17 protein-coding genes are annotated in these 16,078 nt (G+C 58.5%); 9 read left to right on the forward strand and 8 right to left on the reverse strand.

The genetic code is table 11. The features are described 5' to 3' along the window. Window positions 1–188 precede the first annotated feature (188 nt). From lptG to rsmA, 5 genes are all read left to right on the forward strand, one after another. Window positions 189–1,289 (forward strand): LPS export ABC transporter permease LptG, encoded by a 1,101-nt coding sequence (gene lptG, locus ACR0AM_RS01120; RefSeq protein ID WP_480621905.1) that lies wholly within the window; start codon window positions 189–191, stop codon window positions 1,287–1,289. Next, window positions 1,289–3,451, forward strand: a complete 2,163-nt coding sequence (locus ACR0AM_RS01125; protein ID WP_480621906.1) for an LPS-assembly protein LptD — start codon at window positions 1,289–1,291, stop codon at window positions 3,449–3,451. Before lptG ends, ACR0AM_RS01125 begins: the two co-directional genes overlap by 1 nt. Then, window positions 3,442–4,695 carry a peptidylprolyl isomerase gene (locus ACR0AM_RS01130; protein WP_480553718.1) on the forward strand — a complete coding sequence of 418 codons (1,254 nt, stop codon included), beginning with the start codon at window positions 3,442–3,444 and terminating at the stop codon, window positions 4,693–4,695. The genes ACR0AM_RS01125 and ACR0AM_RS01130 overlap by 10 nt, the downstream gene beginning before the upstream one ends. Then, entirely contained in the window at window positions 4,692–5,657 is a 966-nt protein-coding gene (pdxA, locus tag ACR0AM_RS01135) for a 4-hydroxythreonine-4-phosphate dehydrogenase PdxA (protein ID WP_480621907.1), read from the forward strand. Before ACR0AM_RS01130 ends, pdxA begins: the two co-directional genes overlap by 4 nt. An 85-nt stretch (window positions 5,658–5,742) precedes the next feature. Further along, the gene (gene rsmA / locus ACR0AM_RS01140; protein ID WP_480621908.1) at window positions 5,743–6,585 is read left to right on the forward strand and encodes a 16S rRNA (adenine(1518)-N(6)/adenine(1519)-N(6))-dimethyltransferase RsmA; all 843 of its coding nucleotides are present in this window, start codon (window positions 5,743–5,745) and stop codon (window positions 6,583–6,585) included. Window positions 6,586–6,640: 55 nt separating this feature from the next. Here the strand turns inward: rsmA and ACR0AM_RS01145 are convergent, their stop codons facing one another. From ACR0AM_RS01145 to prfA, 3 genes are all read right to left on the reverse strand, one after another. Beyond that, window positions 6,641–7,234 carry a DUF4167 domain-containing protein gene (locus ACR0AM_RS01145; RefSeq protein ID WP_480473192.1) on the reverse strand — a complete coding sequence of 198 codons (594 nt, stop codon included), beginning with the start codon at window positions 7,232–7,234 and terminating at the stop codon, window positions 6,641–6,643. Window positions 7,235–7,473: 239 nt separating this feature from the next. Then, complete coding sequence (prmC, locus tag ACR0AM_RS01150; RefSeq protein WP_480621909.1) at window positions 7,474–8,319, reverse strand: peptide chain release factor N(5)-glutamine methyltransferase; 846 nt, start codon at window positions 8,317–8,319, stop codon at window positions 7,474–7,476. Further along, entirely contained in the window at window positions 8,316–9,371 is a 1,056-nt protein-coding gene (gene prfA / locus ACR0AM_RS01155) for a peptide chain release factor 1 (protein ID WP_480481653.1), read from the reverse strand. Before prfA ends, prmC begins: the two co-directional genes overlap by 4 nt. 62 nt (window positions 9,372–9,433) lie before the next feature. Between prfA and ACR0AM_RS01160 the strand changes: the two genes are divergently transcribed. Further along, window positions 9,434–9,715, forward strand: coding sequence for a hypothetical protein (locus ACR0AM_RS01160; RefSeq protein WP_480621910.1), 282 nt, complete (start codon window positions 9,434–9,436; stop codon window positions 9,713–9,715). A gap of 15 nt (window positions 9,716–9,730) precedes the next feature. Here ACR0AM_RS01160 and ACR0AM_RS01165 read toward each other — a convergent pair whose 3' ends face one another. The 4 genes from ACR0AM_RS01165 to ACR0AM_RS01180 all read right to left on the reverse strand — a co-directional run bounded on the left by ACR0AM_RS01165 (window position 9,731) and on the right by ACR0AM_RS01180 (window position 13,404). Next, the gene (locus ACR0AM_RS01165; protein WP_480517331.1) at window positions 9,731–10,132 is read right to left on the reverse strand and encodes a DUF1499 domain-containing protein; all 402 of its coding nucleotides are present in this window, start codon (window positions 10,130–10,132) and stop codon (window positions 9,731–9,733) included. Window positions 10,133–10,198: 66 nt separating this feature from the next. Beyond that, the gene (speB, locus tag ACR0AM_RS01170) at window positions 10,199–11,146 is read right to left on the reverse strand and encodes an agmatinase (RefSeq protein ID WP_480621911.1); all 948 of its coding nucleotides are present in this window, start codon (window positions 11,144–11,146) and stop codon (window positions 10,199–10,201) included. A gap of 89 nt (window positions 11,147–11,235) precedes the next feature. After that, entirely contained in the window at window positions 11,236–12,210 is a 975-nt protein-coding gene (speB, locus tag ACR0AM_RS01175) for an agmatinase (protein ID WP_480473205.1), read from the reverse strand. A gap of 30 nt (window positions 12,211–12,240) precedes the next feature. Further along, the gene (locus tag ACR0AM_RS01180; RefSeq protein WP_480621912.1) at window positions 12,241–13,404 is read right to left on the reverse strand and encodes a M20 aminoacylase family protein; all 1,164 of its coding nucleotides are present in this window, start codon (window positions 13,402–13,404) and stop codon (window positions 12,241–12,243) included. A 66-nt stretch (window positions 13,405–13,470) separates the two neighbouring features. On the opposite strand from ACR0AM_RS01180, the gene mazG reads away from it, so the two are divergent. The 3 genes from mazG to ACR0AM_RS01195 are packed head-to-tail and all read left to right on the forward strand — an operon-like array spanning window position 13,471 to window position 15,779. Then, a complete protein-coding gene (mazG, locus tag ACR0AM_RS01185) occupies window positions 13,471–14,337 on the forward strand; it encodes a nucleoside triphosphate pyrophosphohydrolase (protein WP_480622076.1) in 867 nt (288 codons plus the stop codon). A 54-nt stretch (window positions 14,338–14,391) separates the two neighbouring features. Next, on the forward strand, window positions 14,392–15,333 hold the full coding sequence (locus tag ACR0AM_RS01190; RefSeq protein ID WP_480621913.1) for a nucleoside hydrolase: 942 nt from the start codon (window positions 14,392–14,394) through the stop codon (window positions 15,331–15,333). Then, the gene (locus ACR0AM_RS01195) at window positions 15,330–15,779 is read left to right on the forward strand and encodes a GNAT family N-acetyltransferase (RefSeq protein WP_480621914.1); all 450 of its coding nucleotides are present in this window, start codon (window positions 15,330–15,332) and stop codon (window positions 15,777–15,779) included. The genes ACR0AM_RS01190 and ACR0AM_RS01195 overlap by 4 nt, the downstream gene beginning before the upstream one ends. On the opposite strand, the gene ACR0AM_RS01200 is transcribed toward ACR0AM_RS01195, so the two are convergent. Next, window positions 15,776–15,940, reverse strand: coding sequence for a hypothetical protein (locus tag ACR0AM_RS01200; RefSeq protein ID WP_480480564.1), 165 nt, complete (start codon window positions 15,938–15,940; stop codon window positions 15,776–15,778). The genes ACR0AM_RS01195 and ACR0AM_RS01200 overlap by 4 nt on opposite strands. Window positions 15,941–16,078: the final 138 nt, after the last annotated feature.

The following is a 16,078-nucleotide window of genomic DNA, read 5'->3' on the forward strand; positions in this document are numbered from 1 at the left end:
GGGCACGCGTTGACCAGATAGCAGTTTTCCCCGCCTTTCAATTGCATTAAGGTCCCGAAAAAATGACCGGCAGGTTCGGGGGAGAAAGACGTGGTACGAGAGGGCAGGCATACGCCGTCGCGCACAGCATTGCGCAGGCGCGATATCGGCCCGAACCCTCGCACTACAGGCACTGCGGGGTCGTGCCTATGATCCTGGACCGTTATTTCGCTCGCCGGTTCCTGCAAAGCTTCATGGTCATCGGAGGTATTTTCCTGACCTTGATGATTCTCATCGATCTGATCGAACAGATTCGCCGCTTTGACGATTTCGACCTGTCTTTTGCCCAGCTGTTGCACCTCACACTGCTGAATACTCCAGCCGCCATCAGCGAAATGCTGCCTCTGCTGGTGATCCTGTCCACCATTGCGCTGTTCGTCGGGCTGGCACGTACGTCCGAACTTGTGGTGACCCGTGCAACTGGCCGCTCGGGCATCCGCGCTTTGGTCGCCCCTGTCCTGTTGTCGCTAATCATCGGCGCGCTGGCCGTTGCATTGTTGAACCCCATCGCAGCGGCCACATCCGAAGAGTTCCGCCGCCTGTCGGATTCATACCGAAACAACGGCAGTTCGGCCCTTTCGATCAGCAGCGAGGGCCTGTGGCTGCGCCAGTCCGCCGAAAACGGACAGGCCGTTATCCACGCCCGGTCAACGTCGAACCAAGACAAGCTGCGGCTGGACGGTGTAACCGTCATCACCTTTGGGCGGGATGGCAAACCGACCCAGCAGATCGTTGCAAACCGGGCCGAGTTGGAAGATAGGAACTGGGTTCTGTATCAGGCAAAAACCTGGGCCTTGCAGGATGGGCAAAACCCCGAATCCAATTCAGTTGTACACGAGCGTCTGGAGCTGCCGACCTCGCTGACCCGACAGCGGATCATGGACACTTTGGGACAACAGGATTCGGTTTCGGTTTATGACCTGCCTCAGTTGATCAGCGACCTGCGCGAGGCGGGATTTTCGACCAAACAATATGAGGTCTGGCTGCAAGTTCAGCTTGCCCGGCCTTTGTTTCTGATCTCGATGGTTCTGATCGGGGCCGCGTTCACCATGCGCCACGTTCGGTTCGGCGGCACAGGGATCGCCGTCCTGACAGCCGTCCTGCTTGGATTTGCCATCTATTTCGTGCGCAATTTTGCGCAAATCCTCGGGGAAAACGGACAATTGCCCATCTATATCGCTGCCTGGGCACCGCCCTTTGCCGCAATTCTGTTGTCTCTTGGTCTGCTTCTGCATGCGGAGGACGGCTGATGCGGCATATTATTCATGTGTTGCTTACCAGTGCGCTCGCTTTGTCCGTCCCGGCGAAACTTGCAGCACAGACCTCTCAAGGTCAACCACAGCCACAGGGCACACAAGCGCAGCAAGAGCCCGCCTTGCTGGTGGCCGACAAGGTTTTCATCACGCCTGAACGCAAACTTGTGGCAGAAGGCAATGTCGAAGCTTTTCAGGGCGACATCAAATTGTCCGCTCATCGCATCACTTATGACCGCGAGACCGGCGAGCTGGTACTGGAAGGCCCCATTCGTATCGATCAGGGTGGTCAGACCACGCTACTGGCGGATTCAGGGCAACTGGACAGCGGAATTCAGAACGGACTGCTGATCGGCGCACGCATGGTTTTCGAACAGCAGGTACAGATCGCTTCGGTTCAGGCGAAACGGACCGCAGGCCGCTATACGCAATTCAGTAAGGTTTCGGCCACATCTTGTCATGTCTGCACCGACGGCAGGCCGCCTCTGTGGCAGATCAGGGCGCGCAAAGTCACGCATGATCAACTGGAACGGCAACTATATTTCGAAGGCGCACAACTTCGGGTGCTGGATTATCCGGTATTCTACTTTCCCTATCTGCGCTTGCCCGACCCAACGCTAGAGAGGGCAACCGGATTTCTGGTTCCTTCGATCCGCAGCACGTCGCAATTGGGCACTGGAGTTCAGGTCCCTTATTTCTTTAAACTTGGCGATCACAAGGACCTGACACTTACTCCTTACGTCTCAGCCAAGACGACAACGCTGGGATACCGCTATCGTCAGGCTTTCGTGAACGGACGCATTCAGGTGGAAGGCGCTTATACACGGGATGATGTGCAACCCGATCAGGATCGCGGCTACCTTTTTGCCACCGGCTGGTTCAATCTGAAGAACGATTTTCGTCTGACCTTCAATCTGGAAACCACATCCGACGATGCCTACCTGGCCGACTACGGCTTGCCGGATCTGGACCGTTTGCGCAGTGAAATCGCGCTGGAGAGGATCAAGCGCGACAGCGCGTTCAAAACCAGCCTGATCTATTACAAAACACTGCGGGACAGCGAAAATCAGGACGAGATCCCGTCCCGCGTCTTCGATCTCAACTATGAAAAACGCTATTTTCCCAACACACTGGGTGGCGAGGTTCGGCTGGCTTTCATCGGCCACGCGCACGAACGTACCAGCAACACAGATGTTGTTGGCCGGGATATTGCACGGGCCACCTTCGACGCCGAATGGTTGCGCAGCTGGACGTTCGCGTCGGGGCTGCGGGTCGATACGACGCTGGGGGCGTCGGTTGACACTTTCAACGTCCGCCACGACAGCAACTATCCAGACAACGTGACCCGATCTACACCGCGTGCGGCTTTGACACTCCGTTATCCAATGACACGGCGCGAGGAGTCGGGGGCAGTTCAGTTCCTCGAACCGATCGCACAGTTTGGATGGACACATGTGTCGGACACCGATGTACCGAATGATGAAAGTACCTTTCAGGAATTCGATCAGGGCAACCTTCTGTCCCTGTCGCGTTTCCCGGCTGAAGATCAGCGCGAGAACAGCGCCACCGGCGTGGTTGGCCTGAACTGGGCTCGGTATAGCGCGGGTGGCTGGCAGGCCCAGGCGACCGTGGGTCAGGTGTTTCGTGCTGACGCCGATCCGAATTTCACGCTGACATCGGGGTTGCAGGGCACATCGTCGGATTTGCTGGTGGCCGGGCAGATCAGCACGGCCAATGGCTGGTCACTTGCCGGGCGCGGTTTGATCGACGGTGATTTCAGCTTTGTCAAAGCCGAGCTGCGCGGCGCATGGGCATCCAAATATGCCGGCCTGTCTGGCAGCTATATCTGGCAGGAACCGGACCCGGCGGAAAACATCACCGAAGAAATCTCGGAAATTCTGCTGCTCGGGCGTTACCAGGTCGATCAGAACTGGCTGACAAATGCCCTGGCGCGCTACGATCTGGCCGAGTCGGAACCGATCCGGCTGGGTCTGGGCGTGACCTACCAGAACGAATGTGTTCAGGTTAACATGTCCGTAAGTCGGCGCTTTACTTCAACATCCACTATTGAGCCTTCGACAGAATTCGGCTTTACCCTTTCTCTGACAGGGTACGCCCTTGAAGGCGGTGGCAAGACATACAAGAGAACATGCAGTTGATATTAGGTTTCTCCAGGTTTCTCGGTTCCGGTTGGCTTAAGCCGGTCACACCGGCACTAGTTGCCGCAGTTTTTGCAATCGCGCCTCTTCAGGGCGGCGCGCAAAGCCTGTTCTCACCCGCGATCCGCGTCAATCAGGACATTGTCACCTGGTATGAGCTTGAACAGCGCTTGCAATTCCTGAATGTTCTGGGCCTGCCCGGTGGTAGCGAAGCTGACGTCAGGGATGCCTTGATTGATGAAAAACTGCGCAGGCAGGTCATGCGTGACGCCGGCGTGCAAGCGACGCCCGAGGCCGTTCAACTGGGCATCGACGAATTCGCCTCGCGCGGACAATTGTCATCCGAACAATTCCTAAAACTTCTCGGCGACGCGGGCGTCGACCCGGAAACGGTCCGGGATTATGTCGCCGATCAACTGGCATGGCGCGACTATATCAGTTCGCGCTATCTGTCGCAGGCCCGCCCGACCGAGGATGAGATCGATCGCGCTCTGGGCCAGACGGGCGGTGGCGGATTGCAGGTCCTGCTGTCCGAAATCATCATCCCGGTAAACCCGCAAACGGTTGCCCAGACCGAGCTGTTGGCCGAAGAAATCTCGCGGCTGGAAGGGCAAGACGCTTTTTCTGCCGCCGCGGCTCAGTATTCCGCAGCCGCAACACGGGGTCAGGGTGGACGTCTGGACTGGTTGAATATCTCGAACCTGCCCCCGGCGCTTCAACCTGTCATCCTGGGGCTTCAGACCGGTGAGATTACCGACCCGATCACCTTGCCGAACGCTGTTGCCCTGTTTCAGATGCGTGGCTTGCGCGAAGTCGCAACCGGCGCTCCGCGCATTTCAAAGTTGGATTATGCCGCCTATTACCTGCCAGGCGGGCGCAGCGCCGAAACCCTTTCGCGGGCCGCGAAGCTGAAAGAAGAAATCGACACTTGTGATGATCTCTATGGCATTGCCAAGGATCAGCCCGCCGAAGTTCTGGACCGGGTCGAAGCCGCGCCTTCCGAGGTGCCCGGTGATATTGCCGTGGAATTGGCCAAGCTGGACCGGAACGAAGCATCGGCGAATCTGACTCGCAACAATGGTCAGACGCTTGTGTTCCTGATGCTGTGCAACCGCACGCGGGATCTGGGCGAAGACACCTCTCGGGGCGATGTCGCCAATGCGCTGGCGCAGCAACGTCTTCAGGCCTTTGCGGCCAGTCTGGTGGAACAGCTGCGGGCTGACGCTGTCATTACTCAGGAATGACACGCCCCGTCGCGCTCAGCTGCGGCGAACCGGCCGGTATCGGCCCGGAAATCGCGGCCAAGGCGTGGGCTGAACTGCGCGATGCCTGCCCGTTTTTCTATATCGGGGACGCCAGCCACCTGCCCGCAGGCACTCCGGTTGCCAAAATCGAACATCCCAGTCAGGTCGCTGAAATCTGTGATCGGGCCCTGCCCGTTCTTCAGATGGACTTTCCCGCCCCTAACGTATTCGGCCAGCCAAACCCGGCCAACGCGCCGTCGGTGGTTGATGCCATCGAAACCGGCGCCGAACTGGTACAGACCGGTGAGGCCGCAGCGCTTTGCACTGCACCGATCAACAAGAAAGCCCTGATCGACGGCGCAGGCTTCACCTTTCCTGGCCATACCGAGTTTCTGGCAGCCCTTTCCGGAACCCGTCGGGTTGTCATGATGCTGGCCAGCGAGAGGTTGCGCGTCGTTCCCGCGACAATTCACATTCCATTGTCACAGGTTCCCGCGGCACTTACCCCTGATCTTCTGCGCGAGACGATTGAAATCACTGTACGCGGTTTGCGTGATCAGTTCGGGCTCACACATCCCCGCATCGCAGTTGCAGGTCTGAACCCACATGCAGGTGAAGGCGGTAAGATGGGCACAGAGGAACTCGACTGGATTGCTCCGATGCTGGCTGATCTGAACCCAGAGGGCGCAACCATCACCGGCCCCCATCCTGCGGATACTCTGTTTCACGCCGCTGCCCGCACCCGCTATGACGCCGCCATCGCCATGTATCATGATCAGGCTCTGATCCCGATCAAGACGCTGGATTTCGACCGGGGCGTGAATGTCACCCTTGGCTTGCCTTTCATCCGCACCTCACCCGACCACGGAACAGCACTGGACATCGCGGGGAAAGGCATCGCCACCCCCTCCAGCCTGATCGAAGCCCTGAAACTTGCCCGGCGCATGGTAAAAAGCTCTTGATCCTTCACCTGGCTGAAAATATCCCCGCCGGAGGCACAAAAATCTCGGGCGCAGCCCCTTTCACAGGCGCCAAGGTATTCCGATCATGAGCGCTATAGACACGCTTCCCCCTCTGCGCGAGGTCATCGCAACCCACCAGCTTTCAGCGCGCAAATCTCTGGGGCAGAACTTTCTGCTGGATCTGAACCTGACCGCTAAGATCGCCCGACAGGCTGGCGATTTGTCAGAATGCGATGTGCTTGAAATCGGCCCCGGTCCCGGTGGGTTGACGCGGGGCCTGCTGTCCGAAGGCGCGCGCAAGGTCGTGGCCGTTGAAAAAGACACCCGGTGCATTGCCGCCCTGAACGACATCGCGGCTGCGTATCCGGGTCGGCTTGAGGTGATCACCGGCGACGCCCTGGAAATAAACCCGCTTGAATACCTGTCACCGCCAATCCGCGTCGCAGCCAACCTGCCCTACAATGTCGGCACCGAGCTGCTGGTGCGTTGGCTGACACCGCCCGAATGGCCCCCATTCTGGCAGAGCCTGACGCTGATGTTCCAACGCGAAGTGGCCGAGCGTATCGTCGCCCAACCCGGCAGCAAGGCCTATGGACGCCTTGCCATCCTCGCTCAATGGCGGGCAGAGGCTCGTATCGCCATGTCGCTTCCCCCCGGGGCCTTCACCCCGCCGCCCAAGGTTTCAAGCGCCGTGGTCCACCTGACCGCCCTGCCCGAACCACGCTTTCCTGCCGATGCCGCCACCCTGTCACGTATCGTGGCCGCCGCCTTCAACCAACGTCGCAAGATGCTGCGCGCCTCACTCAAAGGCATTGCCCCGGATATCGAAGACCGTCTGCTGGCTGCTGGTATCAAGCCCACGGACCGTGCCGAACAAATCCCGCTTGAAGCGTTCTGCGCTTTGGCGCGCGAAGTTAAGAAAACCTGATCAAACAAAAAAGCCCCGAGTTTGACCTCGGGGCTTGGTTCATTGGCCGTCAGCTTTACTCAGCCGCCTCTGGAGCATCCCCGGTGTTGGCGGGTGCTTCCTCTTTTGCCTCGGGTGCAGCTTTGGGCTTCCGCGTGCGCGGTTTACGCGCGGGTTTTTCTTTGAGCGGTGCCTCTTCCGGTGCCTCAGCTACCGGGGTTTCTTTGTTTTCCGGTGTTTCCACCAAGCCGCTATCGGGCTCTGAAACTTGCTGAGACAGGTCCATCAAATCAGGCTGCGGTGCTTCGGCCGGATCAGCCTGACGGGTCGCTTCGCGTTCCTGACGTTCGGCACGTTCACGATCGCGCTCAGCCTGGCGTTCGCGGTTCTGGCGCTCCTGCTCTTCACGGCGCGCATCCATTTCGCGCTGCGCTTCGCTCAGCATCCGCAGATAATGTTCTGCGTGTTGCTGGAAGTTTTCTGCTGCCACGCGGTCATTCGACAGCTGAGCGTCACGTGCCAACTGGTTGTACTTGTCAATAATCTGCTGCGGCGTGCCACGAACCTTGCCTTCGGGACCCGAGCTGTCAAAAACCCGGTTTACGACGTTGCCGCCAGAAGGACGATTGCGGTTATTCTTGGCCCGCGAACGGGGTTTGGAAGATCTCATCTTACTTTACGTCAGCCTTATCAATGCGCTGTCGCTCAACCCGTGTTTTGCACTGCTCTAAGGCGTTTGCCGTGACGGGAAGTCGACTTTTTGGGCTTGGCGTCAGGGGTGCGCTGCAACAGCGTCAACCTCGCCGACTAATCCTGAGTAAACATGTCCTGACGGCGCAGACAAGAGGAATCTCGGGTTTTCACAAGCTTTTTTGTTCGGGTTGGCGTTTTTTGCCGCAAACCCGCCACTCAACCCGGCATTCTTGCGCCGACAACGCGGTCGCGACCGTCCAGATCAGGGATGATCCGAACATCCACCAACCCGGCAGCGTCGAACAGGGCTGATACTTTTGCCGCCTGCGTCTGACCGATTTCGACAAGAATTCGCCCGCCCGGCAACAGAAAATCCGGGGTCGCAGCCGCGATCCGACGATACGCTCCCAACCCGTCCCCCTCATCCGTCAGAGCCATGCGCGGCTCATGCTCGCGCACTTCGGGCGACAGCTCTTCCATCTCAGACACTGAGATATACGGAGGGTTGGAAACAATCAGGTCGAATTGACCATTAATGTCTTCAAACCAGTTTGATCGAAGAATCTCAATCCGCGCCTCTACCTGATGCTGAACCGCATTGGCACTGGCTTGCAGGCAGGCGGCTTCGCTCAGATCGACACCCACGCCCGTGGAACTGCTGCGTTCGGCCAGAAGGGTTATCAGGATACACCCCGAGCCCAGCCCCAGGTCGAGGACATGATCAAATGGTTCGCTCAACGCCGCTTCGATAAGGGTTTCTGTTTCCGGGCGCGGATCAAGGACATCCCGGCTGACGCGAAAACTGCGGCCGTAAAACTCCCGCTCACCCAACAGATGCGACACCGGAACCCGAACGGCACGCAAGGAGATCAGCTGGTCATAACGCTCGGCGATTTCGGGCTGCAATTCTTCCGGGGCAATCAGTGTCACCCGGCTGGCTTCAATCCGTGCAGCGTGGGCCAGCAACAGACGCGCGTCGCGCGCCGGATCGTCCACACCGGCCGCACGCAGGCGCGCTGTCGCTGCTACCATGGCCTGTGCCGCTGTTTGCAGACCCGTCATTGTGCCATCTCGGCCAGCAGCCGGGCCTGATCGTCCGCCGTCAGCGCATCAATCACCTCGTCCAGATCGCCCTGCATCACCTGATCCAGCTTATATAGCGTCAGGTTGATCCGATGGTCGGTCATGCGCCCCTGCGGGAAGTTATAAGTACGAATGCGTTCCGAGCGATCCCCCGAGCCCACCTGACTGGCACGATCTGCCGAGCGTTCGCTGTCAATCCGCTGCCGTTCCAGATCGTACAAGCGCGTTTTCAGAACCTGCATGGCGATCTCGCGGTTGCGATGCTGGGACTTCTCGGAACTCGTCACCACCAATCCCGTCGGAAGATGCGTGATCCGCACCGCCGAGTCGGTCGTGTTCACGTGCTGTCCGCCCGCGCCCGAGCTTCGCATCGTATCGATTCGGATATCATTGGCGTCGATCTGGATGTCTACATCCTCGGCCTCGGGCAGAACCGCCACAGTCGCCGCCGAAGTGTGAATGCGCCCGCCGCTTTCGGTTTCGGGCACGCGTTGCACCCGATGGACGCCGGATTCGTACTTCAGGCGCGCAAAGACATTGTCGCCTTTGATATGGGCGACCACTTCCTTGATGCCGCCCAGATCCGAGGCCTGTTCTTCGATAATCTCGAATTTCCAGCCACGCGCCTCGGCGTAACGCTGATACATGCGCAACAGGTCGCTTGCGAACAAAGCGGCCTCGTCCCCGCCGGTGCCGGGGCGGATTTCCAGCATCGCCGGACGGGCATCCGCCGCGTCCTTTGGCAACAATGCCAGTTGGAGCGCGTTTTCCGCCTTGGGGATGCGGGCCTGCAACTCGGGGATCTCCTCCTCGGCAAGCTCTTTCATGTCCGGGTCAGTCAGCATCGCCTGCGCCTCGGCCAGATCTCCCACCAGCTGTCGCCAGGCCATGATCTGATCGACGACAGGCTTGAGGTCGGAATATTCTTTGGCCAGCGCCGCTATGTCACCACCCGACGCGCCATCGGCCATGGCTGCCTCGAGGTACTGGAAACGCTGGGTGATCTGTTCAAGACGTTCTTCGGGGATCATCCCGGCGGTGTCTCTCATCCGGGGGCTTTGGTCAAGGGCAACGTCATGCTAAGCTTGCGGCCATGAAACGGGTTTTAATTACTCTGCTGCTGACAACGACGCCTGCATTCGCGGATTACATCGGCCCTGATGGCAAGACGCGGGATTGCTATTGCACTGACACATCCGGGTCTCGCATCGAACTGGGTGAGATGATCTGCCTCCAGGTCGACGGACGCATGTTCACGGCGCAATGCCAGATGTCCCTGAACGTTCCCATGTGGCGTGAGGTTCAGGAGGGGTGTTTGTCGTCCAATTTACAGAGTGAGCCTGTCGACCCCTTGGATCTGGACGGCCCGTCCTGACCGTTTGAGCAACGACTAGAACTGCGCCAACCACCCATCGACTCGCGCCCTGTTAACCCCGAAATCCTTGCGGCCAAATCGCAGGCGCCCATGAATGCGCAGGGTGTCACCATCCTGCTGAACCGTGGTGTAGTCGGGAAAGCCGATCCATTTCGTGCGGGTGATATAGGTGATCATACCCTCACTGACCGAACCTGCCAAAACCGTGGTGCGCGACGTGGCTTGGGCAATCTCGTCAAGACGCTGCAACCCGTCGGAGCCGGTTTCGACAACGCGCACCACACCACCGGGCAAATCCTGATTTTCGGTTGCAACAAAAGCGACGTGCCACCGCGTAGGGTCGGAAGGTGCCAGGCGGACATAGCCGCCCGCCCCAACCACAAGCGCAATCACTGCCCCCAAAGCCACCTTTTTCATCCCGCTATATCCTTTTTGGTGAACCCTAAGCGGAACAAAACCGGCGGCAAGACATTCCACCGCGTCTTACCGCGACGTCACACCCGGCAGGATACACAGCATCTCGTAGATCAGGTTGGCCGCTGTCAGTGCAGTGTTGCCCGATGGATCATAAGGGGGTGAAACCTCAACCAGATCACATCCCACCACGTTTACCCCATGCAGGGCATGGATCAGTTGCAGCGCTTGCGGTGTCGTCAGACCTGCGATTTCCGGCGTGCCGGTGCCCGGAGCAAACGCGGGATCAAGGCTGTCGATGTCATACGAGATGTAAACCGGGTGGTCCCCAATGATCTTGCGAACCTGCGATCCGATCTGGGTCAGGTTCTGCTGCCACAGCTCCCATGCGGGGAACTGGCGAAAGCCCCAGTCCTTGGCTTCAGAAAAATCCGAGGCTGCATAACCCGAGCCCCGAATGCCGATCTGGAACGTCTTGTCGGGAACAATCAGCCCCTCTTCATAGGCGCGGCGGAAGACGGTACCGTGGGTTTCACGCTCACCGAACATCTCGTCATTCACATCGGCATGGGCGTCCACATGCACCAGTGCCACGGGCCCGTGTTTTGCCTTGATGGCTCGCAGGATCGGCAGGGTGATCGAATGATCGCCCCCCATGGCCACCGGGATCACGCCTTTCGCCAATATGGCGTCATAGCTTTCCTTGATGATCCTGAGGCTGTCTGCCAGCGAGAAGGTGTTGATCGCCAGATCCCCAATATCGGCTATCTGCAAACTGTCGAACGGGGCCGCTCTGGTGGCCATGTTATAGGGCCGGATCATCGCGCTTTCGCCGCGGATTTGCTTGGGGCCAAAGCGCGTGCCCGACCGCCACGACGTGCCGATATCCATCGGCACCCCCAGCACCGCCACATCCAGCCCCTCAAGCGAGGAGGCCTGCGGCAGGCGCATGAATGTGTTCGGCCCGGAAAACCGAGCCAGATCATTCCCGCTAATTGGTTGGTTGAATTCGGTCATGCGCGTAATAGTCCCGCCCCTGTTCGTCTTGTGATCCAGCACATACCTTAAGCATGGCTAACTGTTGGTTAACGTGAACCCATGCGGGTTTACCCTTCTGCTTTTTCCAGCTTGTTCCACCCCAACAGGCAAATGATCTGAGTCGCCACATGGGCCCCAGCAATCGCTGTCGCACCTGAGGTGTCAAAGGGCGGCGATACTTCGACCACGTCCCCGCCCTTGATATTGATCCCGGCAATGTCGCGCAGGATGATCTGTGCCTGAATCGAGCTTAACCCACCCCAGACCGGCGTGCCCGTACCAGGGGCAAAGGCCGGGTCAAGACCGTCAATGTCGAAGCTGAGGTAAACGGGGCTGTCACCAAGAATGTCTTTGATCTTTTGCGCCACTGCAGCAGGCCCCGATTCATAAACCTCACGCGCATCGATGATGTTCACGCCCAGCGTATCCTCATTCGTCGTGCGAATACCCACCTGGACCGAGCGTTTCGGATCGACAATGCCCGACTTTACAGCCTTGTAGAACATTGTCCCGTGATCCACGCGGGACATATCGTCATCGACCCATGTGTCGGTATGCGCATCGAATTGCAGCAGGGACATTGGCCCGAATTTCTCGGCATAAGCCTTGAGGATCGGAAAGCTGATATAGTGGTCGCCACCCAACGCGACCGACGCTACGTCAGCGGTCAGAATGGTCCGGATGTGGTCGGTCAGCGTGTCGGGAAAGGCCGGTATATTGGCATAATCATAAGCCATATCGCCATAGTCCACGATCGCCAGTTCACTCAGCGCATCAAAGGGCCAGCCATAGGGCGCATCAGGCGACTGAAGCGCACTGGCCTCTCGGATCGCCCTAGGGCCAAGGCGCGTGCCGGGCCGGTTCGTAACCGCCTGATCAAACGGCACGCCGGTTACGGCGATGTCCACACCCTTCAGGTTCTTGGTGTAAAGCCGCCGAAGAAAAGACGTCGCGCCGCCGAACGTATTTTCATAAGACAACCCCTTGAGGTCCGGATTGGTGAATGCCTCATCCACTTGGTTTCTTGCGTCTTCCAGTGCCATGTCTTCCGTAGTCCCTTTCCCGAACCTTTATCAGCTCAACGGCTGCGCTTTTTCCACGATTCGCGCGAAAAACGACGCGCCCACCGGTGCGATTTCGTCGTTAAAGTTGTATTTCGGATGATGCAGCCCCGCGCCTTCACCCTGCCCGAGGAACAGATAAGCACCGGGGCGCTTTTGCAGCATGTACGAGAAATCCTCGGCCCCCATCTCGCGCCCGGTATTGCCGGTGACCCGGTCATCTCCGGATATTTCTCGCGCCACCTCGGTCGCAAAACCCGCCTTTTCGGCATCATTGATGGTGGCAGGGTAATCGACATTGTATTCCAAACGCGCCTCGACCCCATAGGATTTGGCCTGCCCCTCGACAATCTCGGCCATGCGTCGCATCACCATCTGCTGCACACTCGGATCGAATGTTCGAACGGTGCCGTTGATATAGGCCGTATCCGGGATCACGTTGTTGACCGTGCCTGTGTGAATTTGCGTGACCGAAACGACAAGATCATCCAGCGCATAGTGGTTGCGACTGACAATGGTCTGAATGGCCTGCGCAATCCCACAGGCCGCCATAACCGGATCACGGGTTTCATGCGGCATCGCACCGTGGCCGCCGACACCCTGAATATGCACTTCGAACGTATCGACAGCCGCCATGATCGGCCCTGGCGTGGTATAGAATGTCCCTTCGGCAAATCCCGGCGCGTTGTGCAGCGCGTAGACCTGCGAGATGTCGAAACGGTCCATGATGCCTTCTTCGACCATCACGCCAGCACCACCGCCATCTTCCTCGGCGGGTTGAAAGATCAGCGCCACGCGACCGCTGAAATTTCGCGTCTCGGCCAGATAACGGGCCGCGCCCAGTAACATCGTGGTATGCCCGTCATGACCGCAGGCATGCATCTTTCCGGGGTTCTGAGAGGCGTAGTCAACGCCTGTTTCTTCGGTAATTGGCAACGCATCCATATCGGCGCGCAGGCCAATCGTCGGCCCGTCGCCCTGCCCGTTTATGATCGCGACCATCCCGGTCTTTGCGAGCCCCTCATGCAACTCATCGACCCCGAACTCACGCAGACGTTCCGCCACAAAGGCCGCAGTTTCATGGCATTCGAATTCCAACTCTGGGATGGTATGCAGATACTGGCGCCATCTGGTCATGTCGGCAGAGAAATCGGCAATTCGGTTGACGACGGGCATCTGGGGTGGACTCCTGATCGGGACTGCGGAATGGATGCATCTGACACCGGAATGAAAGGGTTCGCAATGGCTGAAAATCCTCTGATCCATGACAGCGATGCAGGTATCGAACGGCTGCTGGAAATCATGCGCCGCCTGCGCGATCCGCAATTCGGCTGCCCGTGGGACATCGAACAGGATTTCGCGACCATCGCCCCCTATACGATCGAAGAGGCCTATGAGGTCGCGGACGCCATCGAGCGCGAAGCCTTTGACGAGCTCAAGGGCGAACTGGGGGATTTACTGTTTCAATCCGTGTTTCACGCCCAAATGGCAGAAGAAGCAGGACATTTCACCTTTCAGGACGTGGTGCGCACCATGTCGGACAAGATGGTCAGCCGCCATCCGCATGTGTTTGGCGATGAATCCCGCGACAAGTCGGCCGACCAGCAAATCAAAGATTGGGAGGCCATCAAAGCCGCCGAGCGGGCGGGCAAGGAACAGAAAGGTGCGCTGGACGGTGTGGCCGCAAACCTGCCCGCACTGCTGCGCGCGCATAAGCTCCAAAAACGTGCCGCTCGGGTGGGGTTCGACTGGCCTGACGCCAGCCATGTTCTGGCCAAGATCACCGAAGAAGCCGCCGAACTGGAAGAGGCGCGTGACAAAATGGATGCTGACGCGCTGGAAGACGAATTCGGCGATCTGCTGTTCGTGATGGTCAATCTGGGTCGTCATCTTGGCATCGAACCCGAAGCCGCCCTGCGTCGCACCAATGCCAAGTTCACCCGTCGCTTTGAAAAGGTCGAAGCCCGGCTGGCCGAACGGGGCAAGACCCCCTCGCAAAGCGATCTGGCCGAGATGGATGCGCTGTGGGACGAAGTTAAAACGGAAGAGCATCGCGCGAATGGCAAACTCCCGCCGGTGGATACACTGGCCGCGACCAGAAACGGGTAGACAAGCGATCCGACACTTGCGAGTGTCCCACCTTCACGACCCCCGGAGACGCCTATGCCCCCTCGCAAGATCATCATCGACACCGATCCCGGACAGGACGACGCCGTCGCCATCCTGCTGGCGCTGGCCAGCCCGGACGAGATCGAGGTTCTGGGTATTACGGCCGTCGCGGGTAACGTCCCGCTCGCCCTTACAGCCAAGAACGCCCGAATCGTTTGTGAATTGGCCGGACGTAGGGATGTGCCGGTTTATGCGGGCTGCGACAAACCGCTGAACCGCCCGCTTGTCACCGCAGAACATGTGCACGGGAAAACCGGGCTGGATGGCCCGGTCCTGCCGGATCCGCAGATGCCCCTGGCCAAAGGTCACGCTGTGGATTTCATCATCGACACCCTGCGTGCTGAAGAGCCGGGGACCGTGACCCTTTGTCCACTGGGTCCGCTGACAAACGTCGCGACTGCGTTTCGCAAGGCACCCGATATCATCGACCACGTGCAGGAAATCGTCTTGATGGGTGGGGCGTATTTCGAAGTCGGCAACATCACCCCCACCGCTGAATTCAACATCTACGTCGACCCAGAAGCTGCTGATATCGTTTTTAAATCCGGAATACCGATTGTTGTCATGCCATTGGATATCACGCACAAAGCGCTGGTGACCAAACCGCGAAACGACGCGTTCCGCGCATTGGACAGCAAGGTTGGGCATGCCGTGGCCGAGATGACGGATTTCTTTGAACGCTTCGACAAAGAGAAATACGGCAGCGCGGGCGCTCCCCTGCACGACCCTTGCGTCACCGCCTATCTGATCCGCCCCGAGCTGTTTTCGGGCCGCCGCGTGAATGTCGAGATTGAAACAGGGTCCGACCTGACCTTGGGCATGACCGTTGCGGATTGGTGGGGTGTCACCAACCGCGTACCAAATGCGTTGTTCATGAGGGAAATCGACGCCGACGGCTTTTTCACCTTGCTGACAGAAAGGCTGGCCAGATTATGAGCGCTGCCCTCCGCCTTGCGCGTCCCGACGATCTGGATCGCCTGATGACGCTGGTCACCGCCTTTCATACCGAGGCCGGGCTGACACAGGACGCCGACAAGACACGCAATGCCCTCGCCCCCATGCTGGATGGTATCCCTCATGGCTGTGTCTATCTGATTGGGCCCGGGCGCGCGCCTTTGGGATATATCATCCTGACCTTTGGCTGGTCAGTCGAGTTCGGCGGCATGGACGGTTTCGTGGACGAGATCTATATACGCCCCGCCGTTCGGGGCCGCGGCATTGCCACCGAGGTTCTTTTGGACCTGCCCAAAGCTCTTGCCGGGGCAGGCCTGATGGCTCTTCATCTGGAAGTCGACCGAAACAATGATTCTGCCCAAAAGCTCTATCTGCGCACCGGGTTCAGACAACGTGACAGGTATATGCTGATGAGCAAGGTACTTTAGCGCGACTCGCCGCGGAAGATATTTGCCGGATTCATGTCCTGAACCGGGTCATTCGACGAAACCTGTTCTCCGGTTATCGGATACGTTCCCGGACCCGCGCAGGCGGACAATACTGTGATGGACGTTGTGGCGATTATCAGAAGGAATTTGGATACAGACATCGTAGTCTCCTTTCTGCAATGAAGACAAACTACGGCATTCGGTGTGGACGTGATAAGTAACAAGTTCACACATAAGAATAAATAAGTCACATTTTTTTATCAAACACCTCAACCGCAAACGAACATGTCCCTGAAAAA

Source organism: Ruegeria sp. AD9, from assembly GCF_056542305.1.